Origin of the sequence: Pseudoalteromonas phenolica, assembly GCF_005876835.1 — a bacterium.
Lineage (GTDB): Bacteria > Pseudomonadota > Gammaproteobacteria > Enterobacterales > Alteromonadaceae > Pseudoalteromonas > Pseudoalteromonas phenolica_B.
Window position 1 is genome coordinate 1 of the sequence record NZ_PPSW01000003.1, and the last position, 26,807, is coordinate 26,807.

21 protein-coding genes and 3 tRNA genes are annotated in these 26,807 nt (G+C 41.6%); 5 read left to right on the top strand and 19 right to left on the bottom strand.

Annotation, left to right across the window (positions count from 1 at the left end; all coding sequences use genetic code 11):
• Positions 1–111 precede the first annotated feature (111 nt).
• The 7 genes from C1E24_RS01305 to C1E24_RS01335 form a co-directional block, all read right to left on the bottom strand.
• Positions 112–198: transfer RNA gene (locus C1E24_RS01305), tRNA-Leu, on the bottom strand.
• Between the two features lie 34 nt (positions 199–232).
• Positions 233–306: transfer RNA gene (locus C1E24_RS01310), tRNA-Cys, on the bottom strand.
• A gap of 14 nt (positions 307–320) precedes the next feature.
• Positions 321–396: transfer RNA gene (locus tag C1E24_RS01315), tRNA-Gly, on the bottom strand.
• A 168-nt stretch (positions 397–564) separates the two neighbouring features.
• Positions 565–1,110, bottom strand: coding sequence for a CDP-diacylglycerol--glycerol-3-phosphate 3-phosphatidyltransferase (gene pgsA, locus C1E24_RS01320; RefSeq protein WP_138478031.1), 546 nt, complete (start codon positions 1,108–1,110; stop codon positions 565–567).
• Between the two features lie 41 nt (positions 1,111–1,151).
• On the bottom strand, positions 1,152–2,975 hold the full coding sequence (gene uvrC, locus C1E24_RS01325) for an excinuclease ABC subunit UvrC (protein WP_138478033.1): 1,824 nt from the start codon (positions 2,973–2,975) through the stop codon (positions 1,152–1,154).
• A gap of 9 nt (positions 2,976–2,984) precedes the next feature.
• Positions 2,985–3,635, bottom strand: a complete 651-nt coding sequence (uvrY, locus tag C1E24_RS01330; protein ID WP_058030543.1) for a UvrY/SirA/GacA family response regulator transcription factor — start codon at positions 3,633–3,635, stop codon at positions 2,985–2,987.
• A gap of 185 nt (positions 3,636–3,820) precedes the next feature.
• The gene (locus C1E24_RS01335; protein ID WP_138478035.1) at positions 3,821–4,969 is read right to left on the bottom strand and encodes a dicarboxylate/amino acid:cation symporter; all 1,149 of its coding nucleotides are present in this window, start codon (positions 4,967–4,969) and stop codon (positions 3,821–3,823) included.
• A gap of 211 nt (positions 4,970–5,180) precedes the next feature.
• On the opposite strand from C1E24_RS01335, the gene C1E24_RS01340 reads away from it, so the two are divergent.
• The 4 genes from C1E24_RS01340 to C1E24_RS01355 all read left to right on the top strand — a co-directional run bounded on the left by C1E24_RS01340 (position 5,181) and on the right by C1E24_RS01355 (position 10,620).
• A complete protein-coding gene (locus C1E24_RS01340; protein WP_138478037.1) occupies positions 5,181–7,520 on the top strand; it encodes a carbohydrate binding family 9 domain-containing protein in 2,340 nt (779 codons plus the stop codon).
• 141 nt (positions 7,521–7,661) lie between these two features.
• The gene (gene cysK / locus C1E24_RS01345; protein ID WP_130256988.1) at positions 7,662–8,630 is read left to right on the top strand and encodes a cysteine synthase A; all 969 of its coding nucleotides are present in this window, start codon (positions 7,662–7,664) and stop codon (positions 8,628–8,630) included.
• Between the two features lie 124 nt (positions 8,631–8,754).
• On the top strand, positions 8,755–9,642 hold the full coding sequence (locus tag C1E24_RS01350; protein WP_138478039.1) for a substrate-binding periplasmic protein: 888 nt from the start codon (positions 8,755–8,757) through the stop codon (positions 9,640–9,642).
• Positions 9,643–9,765: 123 nt separating this feature from the next.
• Positions 9,766–10,620, top strand: coding sequence for a Tim44 domain-containing protein (locus C1E24_RS01355; RefSeq protein ID WP_138478041.1), 855 nt, complete (start codon positions 9,766–9,768; stop codon positions 10,618–10,620).
• Positions 10,621–10,808: 188 nt separating this feature from the next.
• Here C1E24_RS01355 and ihfA read toward each other — a convergent pair whose 3' ends face one another.
• The 6 genes from ihfA to C1E24_RS01385 form a co-directional block, all read right to left on the bottom strand.
• Positions 10,809–11,105 (bottom strand): integration host factor subunit alpha, encoded by a 297-nt coding sequence (ihfA, locus tag C1E24_RS01360; protein WP_058030549.1) that lies wholly within the window; start codon positions 11,103–11,105, stop codon positions 10,809–10,811.
• A 2-nt stretch (positions 11,106–11,107) separates the two neighbouring features.
• The gene (gene pheT, locus C1E24_RS01365; protein ID WP_138478043.1) at positions 11,108–13,495 is read right to left on the bottom strand and encodes a phenylalanine--tRNA ligase subunit beta; all 2,388 of its coding nucleotides are present in this window, start codon (positions 13,493–13,495) and stop codon (positions 11,108–11,110) included.
• Positions 13,496–13,508: 13 nt separating this feature from the next.
• A complete protein-coding gene (pheS, locus tag C1E24_RS01370) occupies positions 13,509–14,489 on the bottom strand; it encodes a phenylalanine--tRNA ligase subunit alpha (RefSeq protein WP_058030551.1) in 981 nt (326 codons plus the stop codon).
• A gap of 83 nt (positions 14,490–14,572) precedes the next feature.
• On the bottom strand, positions 14,573–15,283 hold the full coding sequence (hda, locus tag C1E24_RS01375; protein WP_171040717.1) for a DnaA inactivator Hda: 711 nt from the start codon (positions 15,281–15,283) through the stop codon (positions 14,573–14,575).
• Positions 15,280–16,335 (bottom strand): DUF2066 domain-containing protein, encoded by a 1,056-nt coding sequence (locus C1E24_RS01380; protein ID WP_138478045.1) that lies wholly within the window; start codon positions 16,333–16,335, stop codon positions 15,280–15,282. Before C1E24_RS01380 ends, hda begins: the two co-directional genes overlap by 4 nt.
• Positions 16,336–16,400: 65 nt before the next feature.
• The gene (locus C1E24_RS01385) at positions 16,401–17,594 is read right to left on the bottom strand and encodes a sensor domain-containing diguanylate cyclase (protein WP_138478047.1); all 1,194 of its coding nucleotides are present in this window, start codon (positions 17,592–17,594) and stop codon (positions 16,401–16,403) included.
• Positions 17,595–17,755: 161 nt separating this feature from the next.
• On the opposite strand from C1E24_RS01385, the gene C1E24_RS01390 reads away from it, so the two are divergent.
• The gene (locus tag C1E24_RS01390; RefSeq protein WP_138478168.1) at positions 17,756–18,196 is read left to right on the top strand and encodes a VOC family protein; all 441 of its coding nucleotides are present in this window, start codon (positions 17,756–17,758) and stop codon (positions 18,194–18,196) included.
• Between the two features lie 20 nt (positions 18,197–18,216).
• Here C1E24_RS01390 and C1E24_RS01395 read toward each other — a convergent pair whose 3' ends face one another.
• The 6 genes from C1E24_RS01395 to C1E24_RS01420 all read right to left on the bottom strand — a co-directional run bounded on the left by C1E24_RS01395 (position 18,217) and on the right by C1E24_RS01420 (position 26,804).
• Positions 18,217–19,470 carry a hypothetical protein gene (locus C1E24_RS01395; protein WP_138478049.1) on the bottom strand — a complete coding sequence of 418 codons (1,254 nt, stop codon included), beginning with the start codon at positions 19,468–19,470 and terminating at the stop codon, positions 18,217–18,219.
• Positions 19,471–19,605: 135 nt separating this feature from the next.
• Positions 19,606–20,082: a transcription elongation factor GreA gene (gene greA, locus C1E24_RS01400; protein ID WP_130256981.1), complete on the bottom strand. Its 477-nt coding sequence runs from the start codon at positions 20,080–20,082 to the stop codon at positions 19,606–19,608.
• Between the two features lie 114 nt (positions 20,083–20,196).
• Positions 20,197–23,415: a carbamoyl-phosphate synthase large subunit gene (gene carB / locus C1E24_RS01405; protein ID WP_138478051.1), complete on the bottom strand. Its 3,219-nt coding sequence runs from the start codon at positions 23,413–23,415 to the stop codon at positions 20,197–20,199.
• A gap of 16 nt (positions 23,416–23,431) precedes the next feature.
• Positions 23,432–24,565 (bottom strand): glutamine-hydrolyzing carbamoyl-phosphate synthase small subunit, encoded by a 1,134-nt coding sequence (carA, locus tag C1E24_RS01410; protein ID WP_058030558.1) that lies wholly within the window; start codon positions 24,563–24,565, stop codon positions 23,432–23,434.
• 211 nt (positions 24,566–24,776) lie between these two features.
• Positions 24,777–25,583, bottom strand: coding sequence for a 4-hydroxy-tetrahydrodipicolinate reductase (gene dapB, locus C1E24_RS01415; RefSeq protein ID WP_431188309.1), 807 nt, complete (start codon positions 25,581–25,583; stop codon positions 24,777–24,779).
• Between the two features lie 75 nt (positions 25,584–25,658).
• The gene (locus tag C1E24_RS01420) at positions 25,659–26,804 is read right to left on the bottom strand and encodes a hypothetical protein (protein ID WP_138478055.1); all 1,146 of its coding nucleotides are present in this window, start codon (positions 26,802–26,804) and stop codon (positions 25,659–25,661) included.
• Positions 26,805–26,807: the final 3 nt, after the last annotated feature.

Consider the following 26,807-nt stretch of genomic DNA (forward strand, 5'->3'; position numbering starts at 1 on the left):
GAGCTATACTCGCGTTCCATGTTGCTTTTTAATCCAGCTTAATAACACAAAAGTTTGCCTTTAACTTTTATTAGCTGAGTTATACTCGCATTTAATTGATTCTAAAATCAATGGTGCCCGGGGCCGGACTTGAACCGGCACGTCATTACTGACGAGGGATTTTAAATCCCTTGTGTCTACCAATTCCACCACCCGGGCATCGGGCTGCTTACGCATGTGGAGTGTTGAGAAATGGAGGCGGAACCCGGAGTCGAACCGAGGTAGACGGATTTGCAATCCGCTGCATGGCCACTCTGCCATTCCGCCGACGTATAAAAGATTGGAGCGAGTAACGAGGTTCGAACTCGTGACCTCGACCTTGGCAAGGTCGCGCTCTACCAGCTGAGCTATACTCGCATTCCAAAGTAAGTTATTCACTCACTTCTTTTATCGTTTTGAGGCATGCTGCCCTCTCAACACGGACGCATTCTACAGATCTTTAATAATGCGTCAATATAAAAAATGAATGTTTTTAATCGTTTGCTCAATTTTTATCTAAACTGCTGCCTATATAGCCGTAAAATATCAAGATTTAATCAATTCAGACTTTGCCGCATTCAAATATGCCAGCATTGACGTCACAGTTAATAGCGTTGCAATCGCCAAAAGGGCATAACTTAACATGGTCATCCAAGGCGCATGTTGCCAAATCAAACCAATAATGGCTAACATTTGTGCAGCAGTTTTAAACTTACCCATATTACTCACTGCTACATTGCCACGTTTACCTTGCTCGGCCATCCACTCTCTTAGTGCTGATATCACAATTTCGCGGCTTATAATGATAAGCGCAGCCAAAGTAATAAAAATGTTTTGATAGTGAGTGGCTAAAACAACGAGAGCCACACTGACCATAACTTTATCTGCAACAGGATCTAAGAACGCCCCAAAAGGCGTTGATTGATCGAGTTTTCGTGCCAAGTAGCCATCAAGAATATCGGTTACCGATGCTAGCCAGAAAATAAAGGCGGCAGCAAAAAAAGCCCATGAGTAAGGCAAATAAAACACCACTGCAAAAACAGGGATAAGTAACAATCTAAATGTTGTTAAGGTATTAGGAATATTCCACATAACTACTTTGTGTATCTTTTTTTATAGTGTTGCATGATCAATTAGGCTTTGTCATGCAAATGATTAAATATCTTTTCAGCCATATCTTGGCTGATCCCAGGCACTTGATTTAACTGCGCTATAGTAGCCGATTTTACACCTTGCATACCACCTAAGTATTTTAACAAGGCTTGTCGACGTTTCTGCCCTACTCCTTCTATTTCTTCTAACAGAGATTGAGTTCGCTGTTTTTGCCGTTTATTTCTATGTCCTGCTATGGCAAAACGGTGTGATTCGTCACGTATATGCTGAATTAGATGTAAAGCAGGTGAATCAGAATCCAGATTCACGGTTCGTCTGCCGCCATCTATGAGTAAAGTCTCAAGACCGGGCTTTCGGCTTGTGCCTTTCGCAACACCAACTAATAATGGCATTTTGCTGTGCGGCCAATCTTCAAAAAATGCTTCTGCTTTATTAAGCTGACCCTTACCACCATCTATAAAAATAACGTCTGGAATTTTTTCTTCATCTTTTAACTTGCCATAGCGCTTATTCAAGGCAAATGCCATTGCAGCATAGTCATCACCAGGTGTGATCCCCGTGACGTTGTAGCGACGATATTCTTTATTATTTGGTCCACTACCATCAAATACCACACATGAAGCAATGGTATTTTCACCCATAGTATGACTGATATCGAAACATTCCATGCGATTGATATCGCTAAGTTGTAATGCTTCTTTTAATAACGCATAGCGTTTAGTAATCGAATCTTGCGCGTTTTGTTTTACAACAATGCTATTTAAAGCGTTTTTATTTGCAAGTGCGAGGTACTGCGCACGTTCAGAACGCACCGATGCCTTTAACTCCACTTTTTTATCAGCCAGTTGCGATAGCGCATTGATGAGTTCGATTTGCTCTTGTAGTTCAAAAGGCAATACGATTTCTTTTGGGATCTGTCGTTGTGTACCCGCGCCTACATAGTATTGTCCAATAAATGACGTGACAATTTCGTCTTGCTGCGAGTCTTTAGGTACCTTAGGGAAATAAGTTTTACTACCCAATACTTTATGGTCTCGCACCATTAATAGGTGAATGGCACAAATGCCGTTTTGCTGCTGGAAACCAACTATGTCTATTTCGCCTAGGTTACCGGCCACAAACTGCTGCTCTTGCATTTGTCTTAAAATTGCAATTTGATCTCGTACTTTTGCGGCGAGTTCAAAATTCAAGGCCATACTGGCCTGCTCCATCTTTTCAACTAAGGTTGCGATAACTTGATGTGATTTACCTGATAAGAATTGTTTTACCAGTTCAACCTGCTCTTTATATTCACCATCAGAGACTTTTCCCACACAAGGCGCAGAACAACGCTTTAATTGGTATTGCAGACATGGACGACTGCGGGCACGGTAATACGCATCTTCACATTGGCGCACGGGGAAAATCTTTTGCATTAAGCGCAGACTTTCAGACACGGCTGCACTGCTCGGGTAAGGGCCAAAGTAATCCCCTTTTTGTTTTCGGCTTCCTCGGTGAAAAGCTAATCTGGGATGTTTATGCCCGCTTAAGAAAATATAAGGATAAGATTTATCATCTCTCAATAAGATGTTGTATCTAGGTTGATACTGTTTAATGAGGTTGTTTTCGAGAAGAAGTGCTTCGGTTTCAGTATTGGTGAGCGTTACCTCTATATTGGCAATGTTACTTACCAGTACTCGGGTTTTAGCGTCGGGAATGTTGCTTCGAAAGTAACTCGAAACACGTTTTTTTAAGTTTTTCGCCTTACCAACATAAATAACCTGATGCTGCGCATCGTACATACGATAAACACCAGGTTCTGTAGATAATGTTTTTAAAAAGGCTTTTGAATCAAATACTGCCATTAAAAATGATTAGTTCGATGTGTCTATATCGATCATTTTATGGCGAATGGCCAAATGTGTCAGCTCTACATCACCGCCAACATTTAATTTTTCAAACATTCGATAACGATAGCTGTTCACTGTTTTCGAACTTAAGTTAAGTCTGTCTGCAATATCTTGTGCTTTTTCACCTTTGGTGATCATCAGCATGATTTGCAGTTCACGTTCAGACAAAGACTGAAATGGGTTCTCATCATTACGACCACTAAACTGCGCAAGCGCAATTTGTTGAGCAATTTCAGGCGCGATATATCGCTGCCCTGAATTTACAGCACGAATGGCATTGATCATTTCGTCAGAGCCCGTCCCTTTGGTCAAGTAGCCCTGTGCACCCACTTGCATCACTTTGCTTGGGAACGGATCTTCACAATGAACCGTTAATACAATTACCTTAATATCAGGGTTGTATCGACAAATCTTTTTCGTCGCCTCAAGACCGCCAATCCCCGGCATATTCATGTCCATTAATACAATATCAGGGTTATTGTCACGGCAAAATTTAACTGCCTCTTCACCCGTTTTAGCTTCGCCGATGACTTTAAAGCCACGAACATCATCGAGAATTCGTTTGATGCCGGTTCTAACTAACTCATGATCATCAACTAATAACACATTAATCAATGGCACACCCTCACAGAAAATTTGGTAATCGCAATCACTAAAAATAGCAGTTCGAGGTTAACACATAATTATGTAAAAAATAACGATTAAACTTTTGTATTAGTTAAAAAACCATACTAAAGAACCAAAAAAGGCCAGAATGTGACTCCTGACCTTTTGGTATTCAAAAACAAATAATTGTTAGGTTATTTACTCTGCTCTGAGAACTTATTTACCCATAAGGCAATCACACCATCACCGGTGACATTACAAGCTGTACCAAAGCTATCTTGAGCAAGGTAGAGTGCAATCATAAGTGCAACTGCTCCCTCTGAGAAACCAAGCATTGAAGTCAGTAAACCCAGAGCCGACATTACCGCTCCACCCGGCGCGCCAGGCGCCGCGATCATCACCACACCTAACATAAAGATAAATGGCAAAATACTGGTAATACTTGGCATTGACATTTCTGGTGACAGTAACATCACCGCCATTGCACAAGTCACGATCGTAATTGTTGAGCCAGATAAATGAATCGTCGCGCACAGGGGCACAGAGAAGTTAGCAACCTCATCTTTTACGCCATTGGCCTTACTCGCTCGTAAAGATACAGGAATTGTCGCAGCACTAGACATAGTACCTATCGCAGTAAAATAGGCTGGTAACATGTTTTTGACTAATTCAATTGGGCTACGCTTTAACAAAATACCCGAACCAATAAATAAAACAGATAACCACAACCAGTGCATCACAACTGCAGCAACTAAAACAATACCAAACGTGCTCAAAGTATCAGCCACTGTGCCTGCAACCGCCATTTCAGCGAATACACCCGCAATGTAAAAAGGAAGAGCAGGAATAATTACTTTTGCCAGCAAGGCATCAATAACGTCACGGCCTTGATCAACCACATTCTGTAAGTCTTTCAATGCCAGTTGACTAATACCAATACCAAATATGAATGCAGCTGCCAGCGCAGTCATTACGCCCATCAAAGGTGGGATTTCAATATTAATAAAGCTTTTCAGCTCAGTCGCCTGAACGGCTTGGTAAGTCGTTGTACCTTCGAAAAATGGCACAAATGCGTTTACCAACAAAAAGGCTAAGGTGCCCGCTAAAATAGTTGAGCCATAAGCAAAGCCGACTGTTTTACCTAAAAGATGTCCTGCACCTTTAGGTAAACCTGCGATACCTGAGGCAATAAAAAACAAGATAATTAAAGGAATGGTAAAACTGATTAATTGACCTACAATCACTTTAAATGTGTAAAGTAGCTCTACTAGCGGTAAAGGTAGATATGAGCCCACCACAATACCTGCGGCGATACCGGCAAGTAACTTCAAAATTAACGACATAAATTATCCCTGATAAAAACGATGCGCCGTTTTAACATGTTTTACAACGAATTTGTTATAAATTCGTTATTCTTCATCACTATTACCAAATTAGGTACATTCTGTACGCACTTAACTTAAAAATAAGTGCCTCTAACGATTATGTATTGTTAACAAACCTCGAGTGCTATTTAATTTATGCTAATTTCTGGTGTTACAAATTACCGCAATAATGTTAAAAACTTCTCTGTCGATTATCAGTGCAGCATTACTCGCTGCTTCTAGTCAATCAATTGCTTCTGAGTCACTGCCTTTTGTTAACGCTAAGGCTGAAATAGATGGCAAACTTGACGAAGCCGTTTGGCAACAAGCTAAAAAAATAACCATTAACAATGTTACATGGCCGCAAGAAAACATTGCGAGTCCAATTGAAACAACGGCTTACGTATTTGAAAATGGTACCTCATTATTCATTGCTTTCGATGCAAAAGACCCGAACCCTGAACTTATCCGCGCCTTCTATCGAGACCGTGACAGTGCATGGAATGATGACCTTGTTGGTATCAAAATTGATTCATTTAACAATAGCTTGAGTGCTTATCAATTATTTATTAACCCGCTCGGCGTACAACAAGACTCTATCGAAAATGAACTAACGAAAAGCGAAAATAGCTCTTGGAATGGTATTTGGGATAGCGCTGGGACCATCCATGAGGGTGGTTATTACGTGGAGGTTGAAATTCCTTTAAGGGTTTTGAACTTTGATGACAGTATAGATACAAAAACCATGGCGATGGAGTTTTTAAGGTTCTACCCACGAGACCAACGTCTTCGTATTTCGAGTATGCAAATTGAACATGCCAATAATTGTTGGATCTGCCAAATGCCTGAATACACAGGCTTTGAGCAAGCCAAACAAGGCAACAATTTTGCACTTATTCCCTCTCTGGTTGCCGGTAAAGAACAAACACGTGATATTGATGGTAATGAAGCTGGAGAATGGATTGATGACGATAATGTCGAGCCAAGCTTAGATGTAAAGTGGGCTATCACCCCTGATATGACACTTAATGCGACTCTAAATCCTGATTTTTCTCAAGTAGAAGCCGATACAGGCCAGTTGAGTGTTAACAATAGCTTTAGTTTATTCTTTCCTGAGAAGCGGGCTTTCTTTTTAGATAATGCAGACTACTTCTCGTCACATTTAAACCTTATTCACACTAGAAACATTGCTGCACCTGATTATGGCATGAAGTTTACCAGTAATAAGCAAGGTCATACTGTCGGTGCCTTCATCGCTAACGATGAAAAGCTAAATGTGATGATCCCGGGTAACTTAGGCTCTCGCGTTGTTTCATTTGACCAAAAAAGCGAGAACTTAGCATTAAGGTACCGCTATGACTTTAATAATACGTTATCTGTCGGTACCACAACAACGGCAAGGCAAAGTGATGATTATAGTAACCAAGTTGTTAGCTTAGACAGCAAGTATAAGCTTACCAATAACGATATTTTCAAAGCTCAAGTGTTACTTTCTGATACCGACTATACGCAAGCTTTTGTTGATGAACTCTGTAATGGTGAACAAGGTGACTGTCAAAAGCCATCTCAACCAGAATGCAAAATCAATTCTGATTGTGACTTAAATGAAAGTACATTGCGTGTGCTTAATAAAGAAGATACTAAAGGGCTGGGTTACTTATTAAATTATGAGCATAACGAAAAGCATTGGCGTGCTTTTACCAGCTATCAATACCGAGATAAAGGCCTGCGTTCTGATTTAGGTTTTATGTCACAAATCGACTTCAATAAGTTTTTGGCCGGTTATGAGTATCGCTGGTATGGCGATGAAAACACTTGGTGGAACCGTGCTAATTGGTACACGGATTGGGACATTACGCATAACGACAATGACGAGTTGTTAGAGAAAGAAGTACAAACTAACTTCTCTATAAATGGTCCACTGCAAAGTCATATTAATACAGGTGTAGAACACAGAAAACGCACTGGTCTTCGCCATAATGAAGCGAGTCTTGCCATTGACGGAAACACAGACTTGTTCACCGAAAACAACCTGTGGACCTATATGGAAATGAAGCCGGTATCTGGTGTCTTTACCAGCCTTAATATTAGCACTGGTAACAAAGTTGACCTTGCTAACAACCGTCTAGGTGAACAGTTCAGGGTACGTCCTGTCATTAATTTGAATTTAGGCAAGCATTTTGAACTGCGATTCAGACATACTTATCAAACATTAGAAGCTGATGGGGCTGATGTATTCACTGCCAATTTGACTGATGTACGAATGACCTATCAGTTTAATTTAAATAGCTATTTAAGATTAGCTGTGATTAAAACAGACATTGAACGCAACCCAAGTAATTACATTGACTCGGTTGATGCCACTTATAAAGGATTAAGCACACAGCTACTTTATTCTTATAAGTTAAACCCTCAAACCGTGTTCTTTGCCGGCTTCTCTGATAGTGGCTATCAAGATGATGAATTAAAAGAAATTACAAAGGATTCAAAGACTTTCTTTATGAAGTTTAGCTATGCTTGGTTAATGTAATGTAAAGCATATAAAACAAACTTTTTATACTTTTCGGCTATAAGCATATTTGATATATCTTATAGCCAATCTTTCCTTCTGTTTTTGCCCGACCTCAGTAAAGTGAACACTAATTAAATCTAGATCATGAAAGAGAACACAATGTCTAAAATCTTTGCAGATAATAGCCTAACTATTGGCAACACTCCGATCGTTAAATTAAACCGTGTAACGGGTGGTAACGTTTTCGCTAAAGTTGAAGCACGTAACCCAAGCTTCAGTGTTAAGTGTCGTATTGGCGCTTCAATGATCTGGGAAGCTGAAAAAGCAGGCACTTTAACTGAAGGCAAAGAAATCATCGAGCCAACATCTGGTAACACAGGTATCGCACTTGCGTTTGTTGCCGCATCTCGTGGTTATAAATTAACCCTAACTATGCCAAACACAATGAGCCTTGAGCGTCGTAAGCTACTTAAAGCGTTAGGTGCTAACTTAGTTCTGACTGAAGGCGCTAAAGGCATGAAAGGTGCTATCGAAAAAGCGAATGAGATCCTAGCGAGCGATCCAGAAAAATACGTATTACTTCAGCAATTCGAGAACCCAGCTAACCCGAAAATTCACTTCGAAACGACAGGTCCTGAGATTTTTGAAGCGATGGAAGGTAAAGTTGACTTCTTCGTTGCTGGTGTTGGTACGGGTGGTACAATTTCTGGTACTACACGTTACCTTAAGCAAGAAAAAGGTCTTGATGTAAAAGCTATCGCGGTTGAGCCTGTTGATTCTCCAGTTATCACGCAAACACTTGCAGGTGAAGAAGTTAAGCCTGGTCCTCACAAAATCCAAGGTATTGGTGCTGGTTTCATCCCAGGTAACCTTGACCTAGAACTTATTGATGGTACTGAGCTAGTTTCAAATGAAGATGCAATTGAAATGGCACACCAACTAATGCGTGATGAAGGTATCCTAGTGGGTATTTCTTCAGGTGCTGCTGTTGTTGCAGCTAAACGCCTTGCTGAGAAGCCTGAGAACGCTGATAAAAACATTGTTGTTATTTTACCAAGTGCAACAGAGCGTTACCTATCAAGCCCTCTATTTGCAGACAAGTTCAGCGATCAAGAATTAGTTCAGTAATTCAATTGCTGACTTTTTGACACATAGGAAAGCCGACAATTGTCGGCTTTCTTTGTTTTTGCCTTTGCGTTTTCATCTGGGCTTCCTAAACTTAGAATTAAGTTTTTATCAAACTAACGCCTTCATGCGACTATTTATTTTTATACTTCTCCTTTTTAGTGCCAATGCTGTTGCCGGCATGAATGTTGGCTACTTCAAAGATAACATCTATCAAGTTATTCAAGGCAAAACATACAAAAATGGCTTGTTGTTTAATGCTAATGACTCAGAACCTGTTCACATCGTAACACTTGATTGGCCGCCTTATATTGGTAACCAACTATGTAATAAAGGCTGGGTGTTTCAATTTACCGTCGCTTTACTTATTGAGAGAGGTTACAGTGTTTATATCGAGTTTTTACCTTGGGCTAGGGCTGTAAGAGCCGCTGAGCTCGGCAAAGCTGATATTCTCATGCCTGAGTACTACATTGAAGATTCAGCCCCTTCAGACACTGTTGAGGGCAAAACTAGGCGTGAACTTCTCGCGCTTTCAAACCCCTTCCCCGGCGGGGAGATTGGTTTTTTAAAACGCAAAGGCGATGCTGATAGGTTTACCGGAAACTTACTGTCACTTAAAGGGCAAAAAATTGGAGTTGTCAGAGGGTATCAAAATACCCCTGAATTTGATGCCATGATGGACAACAATGAGTTTACTATAATTGAAGCTGTCGACGACTTACAACTGGTCAAGTTATTGGTTGGCAAACGTGTTGACCTAATCATTGGCGACCCCAAAGTGCTTAAATTCACCGTCAGTTACTCTGAACTTCCACGACCAGAAAAAGCGACCCTGTTAAGGAATATAGAACGTGAAACCCATTCGCTTCAGTACAATAACCTCTATTTTGCATTGAGCAAGCAATCTTCTCGCTGGCGAACATTGCTGGGCGACATCAATAAAAGCCTATATCAATTCAACAACAGTGGTGAAACAGAGCGGATCGTCGATATGGGGATCACTGAATGTTACTAAATTCCATATTTGCTGACATTTAGTTCGATTAAAGCTGTCTTTAAGTACTTTTTTATAAAATTTTATTTAACTTTAACTATTCATTATTTAAACTAAACAAAATTTCAGTTTAATAGGAATAGTATGAAAAACTTTCTCGTTATTTTTTCACTGATCTCACTTTTATTCGCAACTAGCTTCGATGCTGAAGCACGTAAGAAGTTCGGTAAAAAGAAATCAGGAAAAACGCACAGCACTTCAACTACTCAGCAAAAACAACAAGTTGATACAAAAAGCCTTCCTGCCAAAACAGCTGGCAAGTCAAGTAAGAAAGGCATTATGGCCGGTGTACTTGGTGGTTTATTAGCTGGTGGTTTAATTGCAGCCATGATGGGTGATGATTTTGAAGGCTTCCAGTTCTTAGAAATGATCCTGCTAGCGATTGCAGCATTTGTTATTTTCAAGCTAATTAAAGGCATGATGGCAAAGCGCCAGCAGCCACAAATGGCAGGTGGACCTCAGTTTGGTCAGCAGCAACAATTCCAACAGCAGCCGCAGCAGTTCCAATCGCAGCAGCCTCTTCAGTCTTCGGGTGGTTTCGGACAGCAAAATGATGTGCCATTTAACCTGCCTAAAGATTTCGATGTTAACGGCTTCTTACAAGGCGCACGTGACCACTACCACACAGTACAACAAGCGTGGAATGACAAAGACTACAACAAAATGGCTGAGTACCTAAGCCCAGCATTAGTTGAAGAGTTTAAAGCTGAACGTGAACAACATGACAGTGTTGCAACTGAAGTAATGTTTGTTGATGCACAACTTGTTCGTGCAGACACGAACCCACATGTTTGGGAAGTGAGCATTATGTTTAAAGGTAAATACCGTGACCTTGGTGACAATCAAGAAGAGCCAATTCATGAGATTTGGCACTTAGAGCGCCAAACTCAAGGTGATGCACCTTGGTTGATCGTTGGTGTTGAAGACCTGATTGATTAATTTATCAAAATTCTAAAAGCGCCTCTTAATGAGGCGTTTTTTTATGCCTGAATTTTAGGTCTGTTCTAGTCATTCAACTCTTATAGCTCGTTATTCTATGTTCTAGCTTTTAGCTTTTAGCTTTTAAAAAATAAAAAACCCCAGCTTACGCTAGGGTTTTCTTTATAAATCAGGTGAGACTAGATCAGCTATTCTTTGCTTGTTCCCACTTCTACACGTGTCTTCAACTTCTGCCCAGGGCGGAAAGTTACAACACGACGCGCAGAGATTGGAATATCTTCTCCAGTTTTAGGATTACGTCCTGGTCTCTCTTTTTTGTCTCTTAGATCAAAGTTGCCAAAACCAGAAAGCTTTACCTGCTCTCCTTTTTCCAGCGCTGAGCGGATTTCTTCAAAAAACGCTTCAACTATGTCTTTGGCATCCTTTTTGTTCATCCCCAATTTTTCAAATAGGTGTTCAGCTATGTCTGCTTTAGTAAGCGCCATATCTAGTCCCTCAACGATGCATTAAATTTGTTGGCAAGTTCTGCCACCACGTTTTCTACAAGCGTATTGATATCATTCTCTTCGAGCGTTTTATCAGCAGCTTGCAATGTAAGAGCTATCGCTAGGCTCTTAAAGCCTGGCTCAATACCTTTGCCCTTGTACACATCGAATAAGTTTAGGTCAACTAATTGATTTCCGCCAACTTTCTCAATGCTATTTAAAATATCGCCTATTTTTACGTCATCCGCAACTAAAATAGCAATATCTCTGCGATTTGATGGGAATTTTGACACGCTAACCGCTTCTGGCAGCTTACGAGCAACTAATGCATCTGCTTCAATTTCAAATACAAACGCCGCATTATTTAAACCAAGGGACTTTTGAAGCTGAGGGTGTACAGCACCAATAAAACCAACTTTCTTGTCATCAAGGTAAATTGCAGCAGATTGACCTGGGTGAAGACCATCATTTGCTTCAGCTTTAAACGAGAAACGACTTACGTCATTTGTTAAAGCGATAAGCGCTTCTACATCGCCTTTAGCGTCAAAGAAATCAACAGGCTTAGACTCAATTGACCAATGCTCGTTATGGGTATTACCGTAAATGATACCACCAAGAACCGCGATTTGGCTCACACCGTTTTCTGCAGTCTCATCTTTTAAGAACTTTAAGCCATGCTCAAAGAAGCGTAAACGTGATTGCTGACGGTTTTGGTTATATACAACCGTATTGATTAAACCTGTCAGTAAGCTTACACGCATTGCCGACATTTCAATCGAAATTGGGTGCGGTAAGACTAACGCGTCACTTTGCGGGTGAAGTTGCTGCTGTACTTTAGGGTCAACGAAGCTGTAAGTAATCGCTTCTTGGTAGCCACGCGCAACGAGCTCATTTCTGAATTTAGCAACCGGAAGCTTAGCTTCTTGGTGCGTCGTCATCTTAAGCGCTGCAGTCGGTGCTACATTTGGAATGTTGTTATAACCAAATACACGCGCCACTTCTTCGATTAGGTCTTCTTCGATGCTGATATCGAAACGGTAGCTTGGCACTTTTGCGTTCCAAGTGTCGTTTGCAAATTCAACCGTTAGACCTAAGCGAGTTAGGATATCTGTTACCTTAGCATCTTCAATGTGATAACCGATAACACGGTCTAAACGCTCACGACGAAGTGTTACTGACTTCTCAGCAGGCAAGTCTGCTTCAGATACTGCTTCAACAACTGGACCCGCTTCACCACCTACAATCTCAAGAAGTAACGCTGTTGCGCGTTCCATAGCATCGCGTTGCAGTTTAGGGTCAACACCACGTTCATAACGGTGTGATGCATCTGTGTGTAAGCCATAGCTACGCGCTTGACCTGCAATCGCCAGTGGTGCGAAGAATGCACTTTCAAGTAAGATGTCTTGCGTACCTTCTTTAACACCTGAGCCTTCGCCACCAAAAATACCTGCCATTGCTAGCGCTTTATTATCATCCGCGATAAGTAACGTTGAAGGCTTAAGTTTTGCCGTATTACCGTCAAGTAACACTAGCTCTTCATTTTCGTTTGCGTTACGAACCTTAATACCACCTTCAATAGCTGCTAAATCAAATGCATGCATTGGGTGACCAAGCTCAAGTAACACATAGTTTGTAACGTCAACAACTGGGTCGATTGAACGTACGCCAGAACGACGAAGTTTTTCAACCATCCAAAGCGGTGTTGTCGCTTCAAGGTTAATACCTTTAATGATACGGCCTAAGTAACGAGGACAAGCTTGGCTGTTCACTAGCTCAATATTAACCGTATCTTCAATTGTTGGCTCAACAGCTGCAATCTCAACTTCTGTCACGTCTTGGCTGTTCAATACACCCACTTCACGTGCAAGACCTTTAATGCCTAAACAGTCACTGCGGTTTGCTGTTAGGTCAACGTCGATTGTCACGTCATCAAGGTTAAAGTATTCACGAATACATTGGCCAATTGGTGCGTCTGCTGGCAGTTCTAAAATACCTTCAGAGCTTTCAGCCATGCCTAGCTCTTCAAATGCACACAACATACCATGAGAAGGTTGACCTCGAAGCTTTGCCTTTTTAATTTTGAAGTCACCCGGTAATACCGCACCAACTTTAGCAACTGCAACTTTTAGGCCTTGGCGACAGTTTGCTGCACCACACACGATGTCTAGCAGCTCGTCTTCACCTACATTGATTTTTGTTACGCGTAATTTGTCAGCATCAGGGTGTTGACCACACTCAACCACTTCACCAATCACAACGCCACTGAAGTCTCCGGCAACGGCATCCACACCATCAACTTCAAGGCCAGCCATTGAAAGTTGTTCAGAAAGAGCCTCGGTATCGATAGCTGGATTTACCCACTCACGTAACCACTTTTCACTAAATTTCATATTTCTTTCGCTCTTATCTGAATTGGTTTAGGAATTTCATGTCATTTTCGAAGAACGCACGTAAGTCGTTCACACCGTAGCGAAGCATAGTTAAACGCTCAACGCCCATGCCGAATGCAAAGCCAGTGTATTTTTCTGGGTCGATGCCAACAGACTTGAGTACGTTTGGATGCACCATGCCGCAGCCTAATACTTCTAACCATTTACCGTTTTTACCTTTTACATCTACTTCAGCTGAAGGCTCTGTAAATGGGAAGTAAGAAGGACGGAAACGGATTTCCATGTCTTCTTCAAAGAAGTTGCGTAAGAAGTCGTGCAAAATACCTTTCAGTTCAGTAAAGCTCACATCAGTATCAACCATTAGGCCTTCAACTTGGTGGAACATTGGCGTGTGTGTTTGGTCGTAGTCGTTACGGTAAACACGGCCAGGAGAGATAATACGAAGCGGTGGCTGTTCAGTTTCCATAGTACGGATCTGTACACCACTTGTTTGCGTACGTAAAACTAACTTAGGATTAAAGTAGAAAGTATCGTGATCAGCTCGTGCTGGGTGATGCTCAGGAATATTTAGTGCATCAAAGTTGTGGAAGTCGTCTTCAACTTCAGGACCAGATTTAACAGCAAAACCTAACTCGCCAAAGAAAGTTTCAATTCTTTCAATTGTACGAGTTACTGGGTGAATGCCACCTGTCGGCATTACTCGACCTGGTAAAGTCACATCAATTGTTTCTGCAGCCAGTTTCTTTTCAAGCTCAGCAGCAACCAGTGCTTCTCTCTTTTCGTTGATTGCGTCTTGTACTTGCGTTTTAGCTTTGTTGATCACTGCACCCGCGTCTTTACGCTCTTCTGGTGCTAATTTACCTAAAGTCTTTAAAAGACCTGTGATCTCACCTTTTTTACCAAGGTATTTTACGCGTACATCTTCAAGATGCGCAATTTCGCTCGCGCTCGAAACGGCTTCAAGCGCTTCGGCTAAGATATTCTCTAAGTTCATTTTCTACCTGATCTTTATTGAGGTAATTTGCTGTTTATTAATCGACAATGATAACTGAAAGCAAGGGCTGGATTCTAGCCCTTCTACAGTTTTAAAGTGGCTTTTATGAAAGGAATTGTGAGTTTTCTTTGTGCAGCCATGGATGCATGATCGAGTCTGTCTAAAATATCGAGTAAAGTGCGCATATCACGGCTTAATCTGGTTAGTAAAAAGCGCGCACATTCATCGGTTAACTCAAGACCGCGCATGTTAGCGCGTTTAACTAATGCTTCTGCTTTATCATCATCACTCATAGAGCGAATTTGGAAAGTTGTGCCCCACTTTAGACGAGACTCTAAATCAGGTAAATTGATATGTAGCATGTCTGGCAGTAAATCTGCCGTGACCACTAAACACTTACCTTTTTCATTAAAACGATTGAAAAAGTTAAATAGCGCTTTTTCCCACACATCAACACCAGCAACTAAATGCACGTCATCTATACACAGTACATCTAAAGACTCCAGGCCATCGAGTACTTCAGGGCCAAAACTGATCACTTCTCTAAGACTCAACAACATAGTCGATAAGCCTAACTCTTGTGCCGCAATGCAAGTAGCATAGAGTAAGTGAGATTTTCCTGAATCAGCTAAGCCACATAGATAAGTAAAATGAAAATCTTCATTGCGATTTTCTAATGTCGCCTTTAAGTGGTTCACCTCAAGAGACTCTTCCCCACCAAAATAGGCACTGAATGTTTCATCATCAGGTAAAGTTACTGGCAAAGCCATTTGCATTGGCTCTAGTTGCATTATTCGCCTACCCATGAATACTTGAGGTTGTGGCTATCTTCAAGTTGATAAAAAGCTCTTGGGTCTACAAACGGTGTAAAGCTTTGTTCAAGTTTAATCGCTTTAACTAAGTCTGTGACATCAGAGGTGTGCTCAACTAAAAACTTTACCGCATCGTTCGTGCGTTCGATGACGTCAACTTCAACAACGGTACTGATACTAATAAGCTGCCTTCTCGCCTGCTCTATGGTCACAAAGTCAGAGAGTTTATCGACTGTCAGTACTGAGCTTGCTGATGCGTAAGTTTTATTTGGATCAATAGCAAACTGCTTAACCAAAGCATCAGAAAAATTATTAACCATTTGAATCAGTACCTGCTGCTTGTCGCCTACCAATTGATTCGATTCAAATAATTCAGCATCGGTATAGCGCCACTCAAGTTGCCAGAAATCACTGGCTTCTGGTTTGAACATTCTCGCTGTGATCACGCGCTCTGCTTGATAACGCATCGACGCAATCTCAACCGGTTCTGAAAAATTCCCCCACACTTCAGCTATACCGACTTTGCTTCTATCTTCTAAATCCATTAGTGGCACAACCACTGGGACGCCCCAATCCTGGGACGTATCATAAATAAGACGTTCTAACTGAGGGTAGCTTTCTTGGGTCACGAAATCTCGACGAAAGCCATCTTCAATCGCAAGCCAAATGGCAATCTTTGGTCGCCTATTACCCCATAAAGGTAGATTGGCATCTTGCACTAACTCTTCTACTTTTTGCGCTTCGAATTTTACTTTTATCTGTAGTTCACCATCACGCGTTTCTAGATACTCATACTTCAACATATAATCAGAAATTGAGCGCATTGCTTGGCGGATTAAAGGGTGTGAATTTACTTCAGACTTACCTGTGAGCTTTTTGATCACATTATTAAGCGCCGCTTTACTGGCATCTACGCGACTGGCACGCGTTTTATCATCGATATAGAGCGTACTCTCATAAAGGTCTAAAACCTCTATCGCCTTAACTAGGCTTGGAGAGAGTAAACAACATAGAAGTAACAGTCTTAGGATCATATCAAGATATTTAAAAAACGTTTGAGTTTGATCCTAAAGCAACTAAAAGATAAAGCAAGTTAAACCTATTGCTCATGACTCATGGCAAAGTGAACTTGGTTTTTGCCTTTGTTTTTAGCTGCATACAAAGATTGATCAGCTTGATGAAGTAAATTTTCAGCGGTAAATTGCTGAGTGTAATTCCCTGCCACACCAATGCTACAGCCACAATTAACGACTTGTTCAGACTCTAATTGTATCGGCTGTTGAATACTACGTAGTAATCGCTGACAAAGCTGTTCAAGCACACCAAAGTGTAACGGCTCCATCAGTAAGACCACAAATTCATCCCCACCAATTCTGGCAACCAAGTCATACCCTCTCACTTCACTGGTCAGCCTTTGTGCAACGGTTCTTAACACTAAGTCACCACTTTTATGACCAAACTCATCGTTTATTGGTTTAAAGTCATCTAAATCTAGATACAACACATATACTTCAATTTTGTTTCGTTCAGATTTAGAGGCTAACCGTGACAGCTCTTTGAATAGGTATTTCCGATTCGCCAAGTTTGTGAGGTTGTCATGTAGTGATTCATATTCTAGTTGTGATTGCAGCTTTTCGCTTTTCTCGACCTCATGCTGCAAGTCTTCTAAGCTTTGCTGAAGCTCTTGTGTTCTGGCTGCAACATGCTTTTCTAATTCGGCTTGGTAATCTTGCAAGGTTTGATTGGCTTCGAGCAACGCTTGTTGGTTATTAAATGCATCTAGCGCAGAAGAGATGACATGACTAATGGTGTAAAGTACATCAACAATAACACCAGAGTATTCATCATTACGACGGTAGGATTGAATTATGAAGGCGCCGAGAAAGTGATTTCTATTTTTCAGTGGAAAGCAAAGCCACTGTTGAGGAATTGTGCCTAGCACTTGTAATGTGCCAGCATCAATTAACTGCTGTATTTCTACATCAGTAAAATTACAGATTGTCTTTTGCTCTAACGCATAGGCTGTAAGTGTCTTTTTAATTTGTTCAAACTTAATATCTTCTAAATCTTCTGCCCGAATATCGTCTTTGACATCATGAAAGTACGGAAAAGACAGCTCACCATTATTTTTGAATAACACTACATAGAAGTTATCTGCGTAAGTCACTTTTTGTAAAATACAATGGATGTCGAGTAGAAATCTCTGAATTGAGTCACTGGTATTTAAGCATGCAACAATATCAGTCATGCTATCTATGACATTGTTATCACTGGTAATGGTTAATTTGGCCATTTATATCCCTTGCATACTCATCTGGGCTACCCTAGATAAGTATAGTCCGTTAAGCTACGCGTCGTATTTAACTTAACTTAGAACATTTAACTGATTTTTCAAACCAACCTGAGACTTTATTCGTTTAATGAGGTCTGTCACAAAGTTGATTAGGAGCAATGATGGAATTTTTACATACTATGGTGCGCGTTAAAGACCTAGACGCATCACTCGCATTCTACAGTGATCTATTAGGCCTTCATGAAGTGAAACGTTATGACAGTGAGGCTGGCAGGTTTACGTTAGTTTATTTAGCAGCACCTGGCCAGCTTGAAACGGCTAAGCAAACGTTTAGCCCCACAATTGAGCTAACTTACAATTGGGATACTGAAGAATATACAGGCGGCAGAAATTTCGGGCATTTAGCATTTGCAGTTGAGAATATTTATGCGCTTTGTCAAAAACTCATGGATGCAGGTGTCACCATAAATCGCCCACCTCGTTGCGGCCATATGGCATTTGTTAAATCACCGGATGGTATTTCTATTGAGCTTTTACAAAAAGGTGACTCTCTACCACCCCAACAGCCATGGGTAGATATGGAAAATACAGGTACCTGGTAACTTCAACACAATTGAAGGGGTTAACTGATCCCTTCAATTGTATCTGTCTTACCTAGCACCTGAATTGACAGTAAATCTTCTTTGCATGCATCAAGTGGGTCCTCATTCAAGACAAGGTAACTTTGAAAATCTCCCTCACTCCCTGAAGCCTCAGTGCTAAAGGCTTGCATACTGGTAATTTGTTCTTTGTCCCACTTTTGGGCTTTCATCTGCGAGAAAAGCTCTCTAAAAGGAGATAAAGGCTCAATTGGATACTCTGGGGCCATTTTAACCTTATAGTTTTCTTTATTAGTTGCCTGTTCAACACTTTCTATTTTTACTGGCGATAAGTTGTCTTGGTAAAAATCAATAATCGCTCTAGAAAATGTGTGTGTGTCATTCACCAATATCGAGCTGAACCCTGCTTCTTCACTTTTACATAAAGTATCATCTATGGTTGAGAGTATATGAGATACTTGCAGCAGTAACTGCTCTTCTGGGAGAATATCAATTAGCCACAGTAGTTGCTTATCAAACAACCCCCCTTGTTCATCTAATTGATTCTTAAACGCAGCAAAATCCGTATAGGGTGAATCCCCTCTCTTTTTTAACCCATTAAAAACCAAATCAGCACAGATATCATTAATATAAGCTATCGGTAAATGTGCATCCAAAATACAAATTGGTCGACATATATCCAAGCTATCCATGATTTGTTGTATTGCTGGCTGATTGCCTGAAATAGGTATTAAGTTCGAATGTAGTCCATAACCAAGTAACCACTCTTTTTCAGATAAGCTTTTATCTAGATAAAGTAATGCCCTAGTAATATAACTGTCATTATAGTTTGGCATTTCTTTAAGCCATTCAATATGAAAACCAAATGGACCAAAGTTAAACCATTGCAGCAACAATGAAGCTGTCACTAAATTCATATTCGTTTTTTGAAAACTAGGGATCACTGTTTGGTTTGGTGCCAGCTCAATAAAAGTGGCATTCATATTATGCTTATTTAAATGAGACTGTATTTCTTCCAGCGAAGTAAACCAATGTTCATTTTTATCATTTAACAGCAGAGCTTCATAAAGGGCATCAGTGCCATCACATGCTTTGTAGAACTTTCCTCCATAAAACACTCTCTGACTAGGTTGTTGTGTCTCTTGAGGTTGCTCTCTAAACTCATGATAATGGAATTGAGTCAGAGAATTTACAGAAATCAGTGCTGAAACTTTGTCGAGTAATGCATCAAAAAACGCATGCTGCAAATCAAATTGAAGACGGGCATTTACAACCATAATAACACTCCTTCCTTGTTGGTATACAAACTCTAATACTTCATGCAAAATTTGCAATTACACGATATTACAGGCGTAAAAAAACCAAGCGAATGCTTGGCTTTTTAAAGTATGTAGAGCAAGAAGTAACTGAAGTTAGATATACTCAACTTCAATAATTTCGAATTCAACGTCACCGTTTGGTGTTTTGATAGTTACTGCATCATCTAATTCTTTACCAATTAAGCCACGCGCAATCGGTGAATTAAACGAGATAAGATTGCTCTTGATGTCTGCTTCATCATCACCAACAATTCTGTAAGTTGTCTCTTCGTCTGTATCACAATTCACGATTGTCACTGTTGAGCCGAAAATAACTTTGCCGTTATTTTGCATCTTAGTAACGTCAATGATTTGTACAGTCGACAGTTTTGCTTCAATTTCTTGAATACGACCTTCACAGAAACCCTGCTCTTCACGAGCAGCATGGTATTCCGCGTTTTCTTTTAAGTCACCGTGTTCACGGGCTTCCGCAATGTCAGCCACGATTTTAGGACGACGAACTGTTTTTAATTCGTTTAGCTCTTCACGTAGTAGTTGCTCACCACGTACTGTCATCGGAGTTTGTTGCATTGTCATTCTTTCCCAGAAGTACAGAAGTAAAAGCCCGGTAAAACCGGGCTTTAATATTTCAATTAATTGACTAAGTCTATATCACGATGCATAGACTAGGCAATGCTTCGACAATTAATTTACGCGCTTGTGTAGCTCTTGTACTGAAGAAACCGTTGCACGGTCATCAGCAGCGTTAGCTTTACAGTTAGCAAATGCTGCATTAAGCGTTGTTGTGTAGTTCACTTTGCCTTGTAGTGCACCACGACGAAGTACTTTTGAGTCTTCGATTGCTTGACGACCTTCCGTCGTGTTTACAATGTAGCTGTACTCACCGTTCTTAATACGGTCAAGAATATGAGGACGACCTTCAAACACCTTGTTTACGCGACGAACTTCAATACCAGCATCTTCAAGTGCTTTTGCTGTACCGCCAGTTGCATCAAGCTCAAAGTCAAGTTCACGCATCTTACGAGCAAGCTCAACAATACGCTTTTTGTCACCGTTGCGAACTGACAGTAATGCACGACCAGCACGAGGTAATACGTTACCCGCACCAAGCTGCGCTTTAGCAAATGCTTCTGCGAATGTGTCACCCACACCCATTACTTCACCTGTTGAACGCATCTCAGGACCACGCATTGGGTCAACGCCAGGGAACTTAGCGAACGGAAGTACAACTTCTTTTACGCTGTAGTATGGAGGAATGATTTCTTTCGTCACGCCTTGACTTGCAAGAGACTGACCCGCCATACAACGTGCAGCTACTTTTGCAAGTGCAACGCCTGTTGCTTTTGACACAAATGGTACTGTACGCGCAGCACGAGGGTTCACCTCGATTAAGTATACTTCGCCATCTTTAACAGCAAATTGTGTATTCATTAAGCCAACAACGCCAAGCTCTAATGCCATACGTGTTACTTGGTCACGCATACGGTCTTGGATCTCAGGGCTTAATGAGTAAGCTGGTAGTGAACATGCTGAGTCACCTGAGTGAACACCTGCTTGCTCGATGTGCTCCATGATACCGCCGATGATCACTTGCTCACCGTCACAGATTGCATCTACGTCGATTTCGATAGCATCATCTAGGAAGCGGTCAAGTAGAACTGGCGCTTCGTTTGATGCTTGAACTGCTTCTGTCATATAACGGCGTAAATCGTCTTCGTCATATACGATTTCCATCGCACGACCACCAAGTACGTATGAAGGACGTACAACAAGTGGGAAGCCGATTTCTTGAGACTTAGCGACCGCTTCTTCTAGTGAAGTAACCGTTGCATTCTCAGGCTGAAGTAGGTCTAAACGCTCAACCATTTGCTGGAAACGCTCACGGTCTTCAGCACGGTCGATTGCATCTGGAGAAGTACCAATGATTGGCACACCATTCGCTTCTAGCTCACGCGCAAGTTTAAGTGGCGTTTGACCACCGTACTGCACGATAACACCTTTTGGCTTTTCAACACGTACGATTTCTAATACGTCTTCTAGCGTGATTGGCTCGAAGAATAAACGGTCTGATGTGTCGTAGTCGGTAGAAACTGTCTCAGGGTTACAGTTAACCATGATAGTCTCATAACCGTCTTCACGCATTGCAAGGGCTGCGTGTACACAACAGTAATCGAATTCGATACCTTGACCGATACGGTTAGGGCCACCGCCGATAACCATGATCTTGTCTTTGTCAGACGGGTTCGCTTCACACTCTTCATCGTATGATGAGTACATGTAAGCTGTGTCTGAGCTAAATTCTGCCGCACACGTATCTACGCGCTTGTAAACAGGAAGAACTTCTAGCGTATGACGCTTCTTACGTACTTCAGACTCGCTTACACCTAGTAGTTCTGCGATGCGTGCATCCGCAAAACCTTTACGCTTTAAGCGGCGTAAGAAATCTTTGTTAAGACCAGCCATACCGCCTTCAGCGATTTTTGCTTCATCTTTGATGATGTCTTCGATTTGAACTAGGTACCAACGGTCGATCTTCGTTAGCTCAAACACATCTTCAACGCTCATACCGTGACGCATTGCATCTGCAACGTACCAAATACGCTCTGCACCTGGTTCACGTAATTCACGAACGATTTTTTCTTTCGCGCTAGGGTCATCTAATGCAACAACTGGGTTGAAACCTGTTGCACCAACTTCTAAGCCACGAAGTGCTTTGTGGAGTGATTCTTGCTGGTTACGGCCGATTGCCATCACTTCACCTACCGACTTCATCTGAGTCGTTAGACGGTCGTTAGAGCCTGCGAATTTTTCGAAGTTGAAACGAGGGATCTTAGTTACAACATAGTCGATTGACGGCTCAAACGATGCAGGTGTTGCGCCACCAGTGATGTCGTTTTGAAGCTCGTCTAGCGTGTAACCAACCGCTAATTTTGCAGCGATTTTCGCAATTGGGAAACCAGTTGCTTTTGAAGCAAGTGCAGATGAACGAGATACACGTGGGTTCATCTCAATGATAACCATACGGCCATCATCAGGGTTTACACCAAACTGTACGTTTGAACCACCTGTTTCAACACCAATTTCACGAAGAACCGCCATCGATGCGTTACGCATTAGCTGGTATTCTTTGTCAGTTAGTGTTTGTGCTGGTGCTACTGTGATTGAGTCACCTGTGTGAACACCCATTGGGTCAAAGTTTTCGATAGAACATACGATGATACAGTTGTCGTTTTTGTCACGAACAACTTCCATCTCGTACTCTTTCCAGCCTAGTAAGCTTTCATCAATAAGAAGCTCGCTTGTAGGTGAAAGGTCAAGACCACGGGTACAAATTTCTTCGAATTCTTCCATGTTGTACGCAACACCACCACCGGTACCACCCATGGTGAAAGAAGGACGAATAATACATGGGAAGCCAATACGCGTTAGTGTGTCACGTGCTTCATCTATTGTGTGTGCAATTTCTGCACGAGGACACTCAAGGCCAATTGCCTTCATTGCCGCGTCAAAACGCTCACGGTTTTCTGCTTTGTCGATTGCATCTGCTGTTGCACCGATTAGCTCAACGCCGTGCTTTGCAAGTACGCCGTGCTTGTCTAAGTCAAGTGCACAGTTAAGCGCAGTTTGACCACCCATAGTAGGAAGGACTGCATCTGGCTTTTCTTTTTCAATGATACGCTCAACAACTTCCCAGTGAATTGGCTCGATGTATGTTGCATCAGCCATTTCTGGGTCAGTCATGATAGTTGCAGGGTTTGAGTTTACTAGGATAACTCGGTAACCCTCTTCTCTAAGTGCTTTACAAGCTTGCGCGCCTGAGTAGTCAAACTCACACGCCTGACCGATAACGATCGGGCCTGCACCTAAAATTAGAATACTTTGTATGTCGGTACGTTTTGGCATGGTTACTCCGCTCTAATTACGCTTTACGTGCTTGCATTAGTTCAATGAAATGGTCGAACAGTGGCGCAGCGTCGTGAGGACCTGGGCTCGCTTCTGGGTGACCTTGGAAGCTAAATGCTGGCTTATCAGTACGGTGAATACCTTGTAATGTGCCATCGAATAACGATACGTGAGTAGCACGTAAGTTTTCTGGTAGGCTTGCTTCATCCGCTGCGAAACCGTGGTTTTGCGCAGTGATCATCACAACATTACGGTCTAGGTCTTTAACCGGGTGGTTACCACCGTGGTGACCAAACTTCATCTTCACCGTTTGCGCGCCTGAAGCTAGGGCTAAAAGCTGGTGACCTAAACAGATACCAAAAATTGGCGTGTCTGTTTCAAGGAAAGTTTTGATTGCTTCGATAGCGTAAGTACACGGCTCTGGATCACCTGGGCCATTTGAAAGGAAGATACCATCTGGGTTTAATGCTAACACGTCTGCAGCGGAGGTTTCTGCAGGAACAACTGTTAGTTTACAACCACGGTCTACTAGCATACGAAGGATGTTTTTCTTCACACCGAAGTCATAAGCAACAACGTGGAATTTTGCATCTTCATCTGCAAGTGTTTTAAAGCCCTCGCCAAGCGTCCAGCTTGTCTCGTTCCATGTGTACTGCTCTTTTGTACACACAACTTTGGCTAAATCCATACCTTTTAGGCCCGGGAAAGCTTGTGCAGCTTCTAGTGCCTTTTGCTCGTCAATATCACCAGCGATGATACAACCGTTTTGCGCGCCTTTGTCACGTAAAATACGCGTTAACTTACGTGTATCGATATCTGCGATACCTAAAATATTGCGCTGCTTTAAGTAATCATCTAGTGATTGCTCGTTACGGAAGTTACTAGCAAGCAAAGGTAAGTCACGAATTACTAGGCCTTTCGCCCAGATTTTGTTCGCTTCTTCATCTTCGCTATTAGTACCCGTATTACCGATATGTGGGTAAGTCAGAGTTACGATCTGTTCTGCGTACGATGGATCAGTCAAAATTTCCTGATAACCAGTCATCGAAGTGTTGAATACAACTTCACCAACTGACATACCGTCAGCACCGATAGCTGTACCGCGGAACACTGTGCCGTCTTCTAGGACTAACAGAGCGGATTTAGTCAAGTTAACCTCCTAATGGTAAAAAACGGGACCCAGCCAACAAAGCCAGAATACCCGTTTAAAAAGCGCTTGGTAACACGCCACTTATGAAAATTTGGCAAATTCCAGGTATTTTAGATGAAAACTTGAGAAAGGTCTATGATAAAACCTTAAAAAATTAAAAATATCCCCTTTAACTGTTTTTTTACTTGAAACGGTTAAAAAAGTAACTTTTCTATCTAAATCCTAGCACATCTTGCATAGTATAAAGTCCAACTGGCTTGTCTTTTAACCAAGCTGCAGCCCTTACAGCGCCTTTAGCAAAGGTCATTTTAGAGCTTGCTTTGTGGGTTAATTCAAGTCTTTCGCCTTCTGCAGCAAAATAAGCCGTATGTTCACCTACTATGTCACCGCCACGCATCACTGAATAGCCAATCTCTTTTTGAGATTTTTCATTTTCGTCTTGACTACGATCAAAGATAGCAACTTCATCATGCTCCCAGCCTTTGGCCTGGGCAATCGCTTCACCAATCATTAAAGCAGTACCCGATGGGGCATCGATTTTATGCCTGTGGTGCAACTCAAACACTTCAATATCTACGTCATCGCTCAGCGTTTTTGCAGCTTGTTTTACAAGGTTTTCTAATAAGTTGATGCCCACAGAGAAATTACGAGAGAACACGATTGGAATATGTTTCGCCGCTTGTTCAAGCTCTGTCATATCTTCAGTGGTTAAACCTGTTGTGCCAATAACTAAAGGCGTTTTACACTCTAGCGCTGTTGCTAAATGCTTTTTCATACCCGCAGGTAAAGTAAAATCAATTGCTACATCAACGTCTTCGGCAATCACAGCTTCTGTTGAGAAAGCAACGTCCGTTTCACCCTGATTAATAAAATGCTGCACTTTCGTGCCAATTAAATCATGTTGGTCACGTACATAAGCCGCTGCGAGTGAAGTATTACCGGAAATTAGCGCTGCTTCACACAACACTTTGCCCATTCGGCCATTGGCACCAAAAATTGCGATGTTAGTCATATTCATCCCCATTCAAATTTTCTGTGTTTATACAGAGTTTGTAGTCATAAATCATCTTTAAAAATTTCATATGCCATGCAATTAAGTTGTTTCAGCTTGTTTTGGATATACATTGCGGATAAATCGACGAACAATAAAACTAAATGCAATAAACAAGGCTGTACAAACCAATGTATAAGGCAGAGTAAGAGAAAAGTTCACAAACACAGCCCCTAGTGCATAACCTAAAGTGTGTGTGGTAGTAATGTAGTTGGTATATTGTTTACCTGCTTTTGCCACAATGACATTGGTATACGCCAAGGTTGCACTATTAAGCGCTACGAAGATCAAAGAGACTGTGATACACATAACCACTATATGGTGTGCCATACTGCTCGCCCCAGCCATGACAAATGCAACGGCTAAACTCAGTACCAGTAAACGTTCTGAATCTACTTTTTGTTTTTTAATAAAATAAATCTGATTAATGGTACTTAGACAGGCTGTGATAGCTAAGTTAATTGCCACCCATTGACTGACCTGTGCGCTATTATCAGGAATGAAGCGTGTAAGCACCTGAACCAAGCTAAACTGACCAAAACACAAACTAAACGCGCAGATAAATGCCACAACAAGCAACCCCCAATGCTGGTGTGGTGAGCCGCTTACTTTTTCTTTGCTTTTGCCTTTTGACAAACTTGGGGTAATCAAAAGCACGTATAAACCTAGTAATAAAGGCAGTGCAAACACCCAGGTCGGTGAAACCATTAGGAGTCCGATACAAGCTAAAGGCGTCAAACATCTTGCCAGCGTTCCCCCTAGACTCACCTTAGCAAGTGCGCCAATTGTGTTTTGTGGATACAGCATCAAGGCACTGATCTGCAACTGCGGCACAATTCCACTACTAAAAAGACCGTGCACAATACGACTGACTATAAATATCCCTAACATGACTTCCACTGACAGCCAGTCATACTCGAGCCATAAAAACAGCAGAATAAGATTACTTAATAAGAAGCCTGCAGTTGTCAATTTAACCACATATGAGACGCCTTTTTTGGCCATAGTTTTGGCCCAATAGACACTGGAGAATAAAAACAGGAAAGACCCTGCAGCCTGCCAATTAACCAAGGTTTCATAAGGCACCGACATGATGTCGGCTAGTAAAGGTAGTACCACCAACGCAATTTGCTGGCTGACACCAAGCAAACCGCCCCCGACAACTAGCCATGAAATCTGTTTATTCATTAT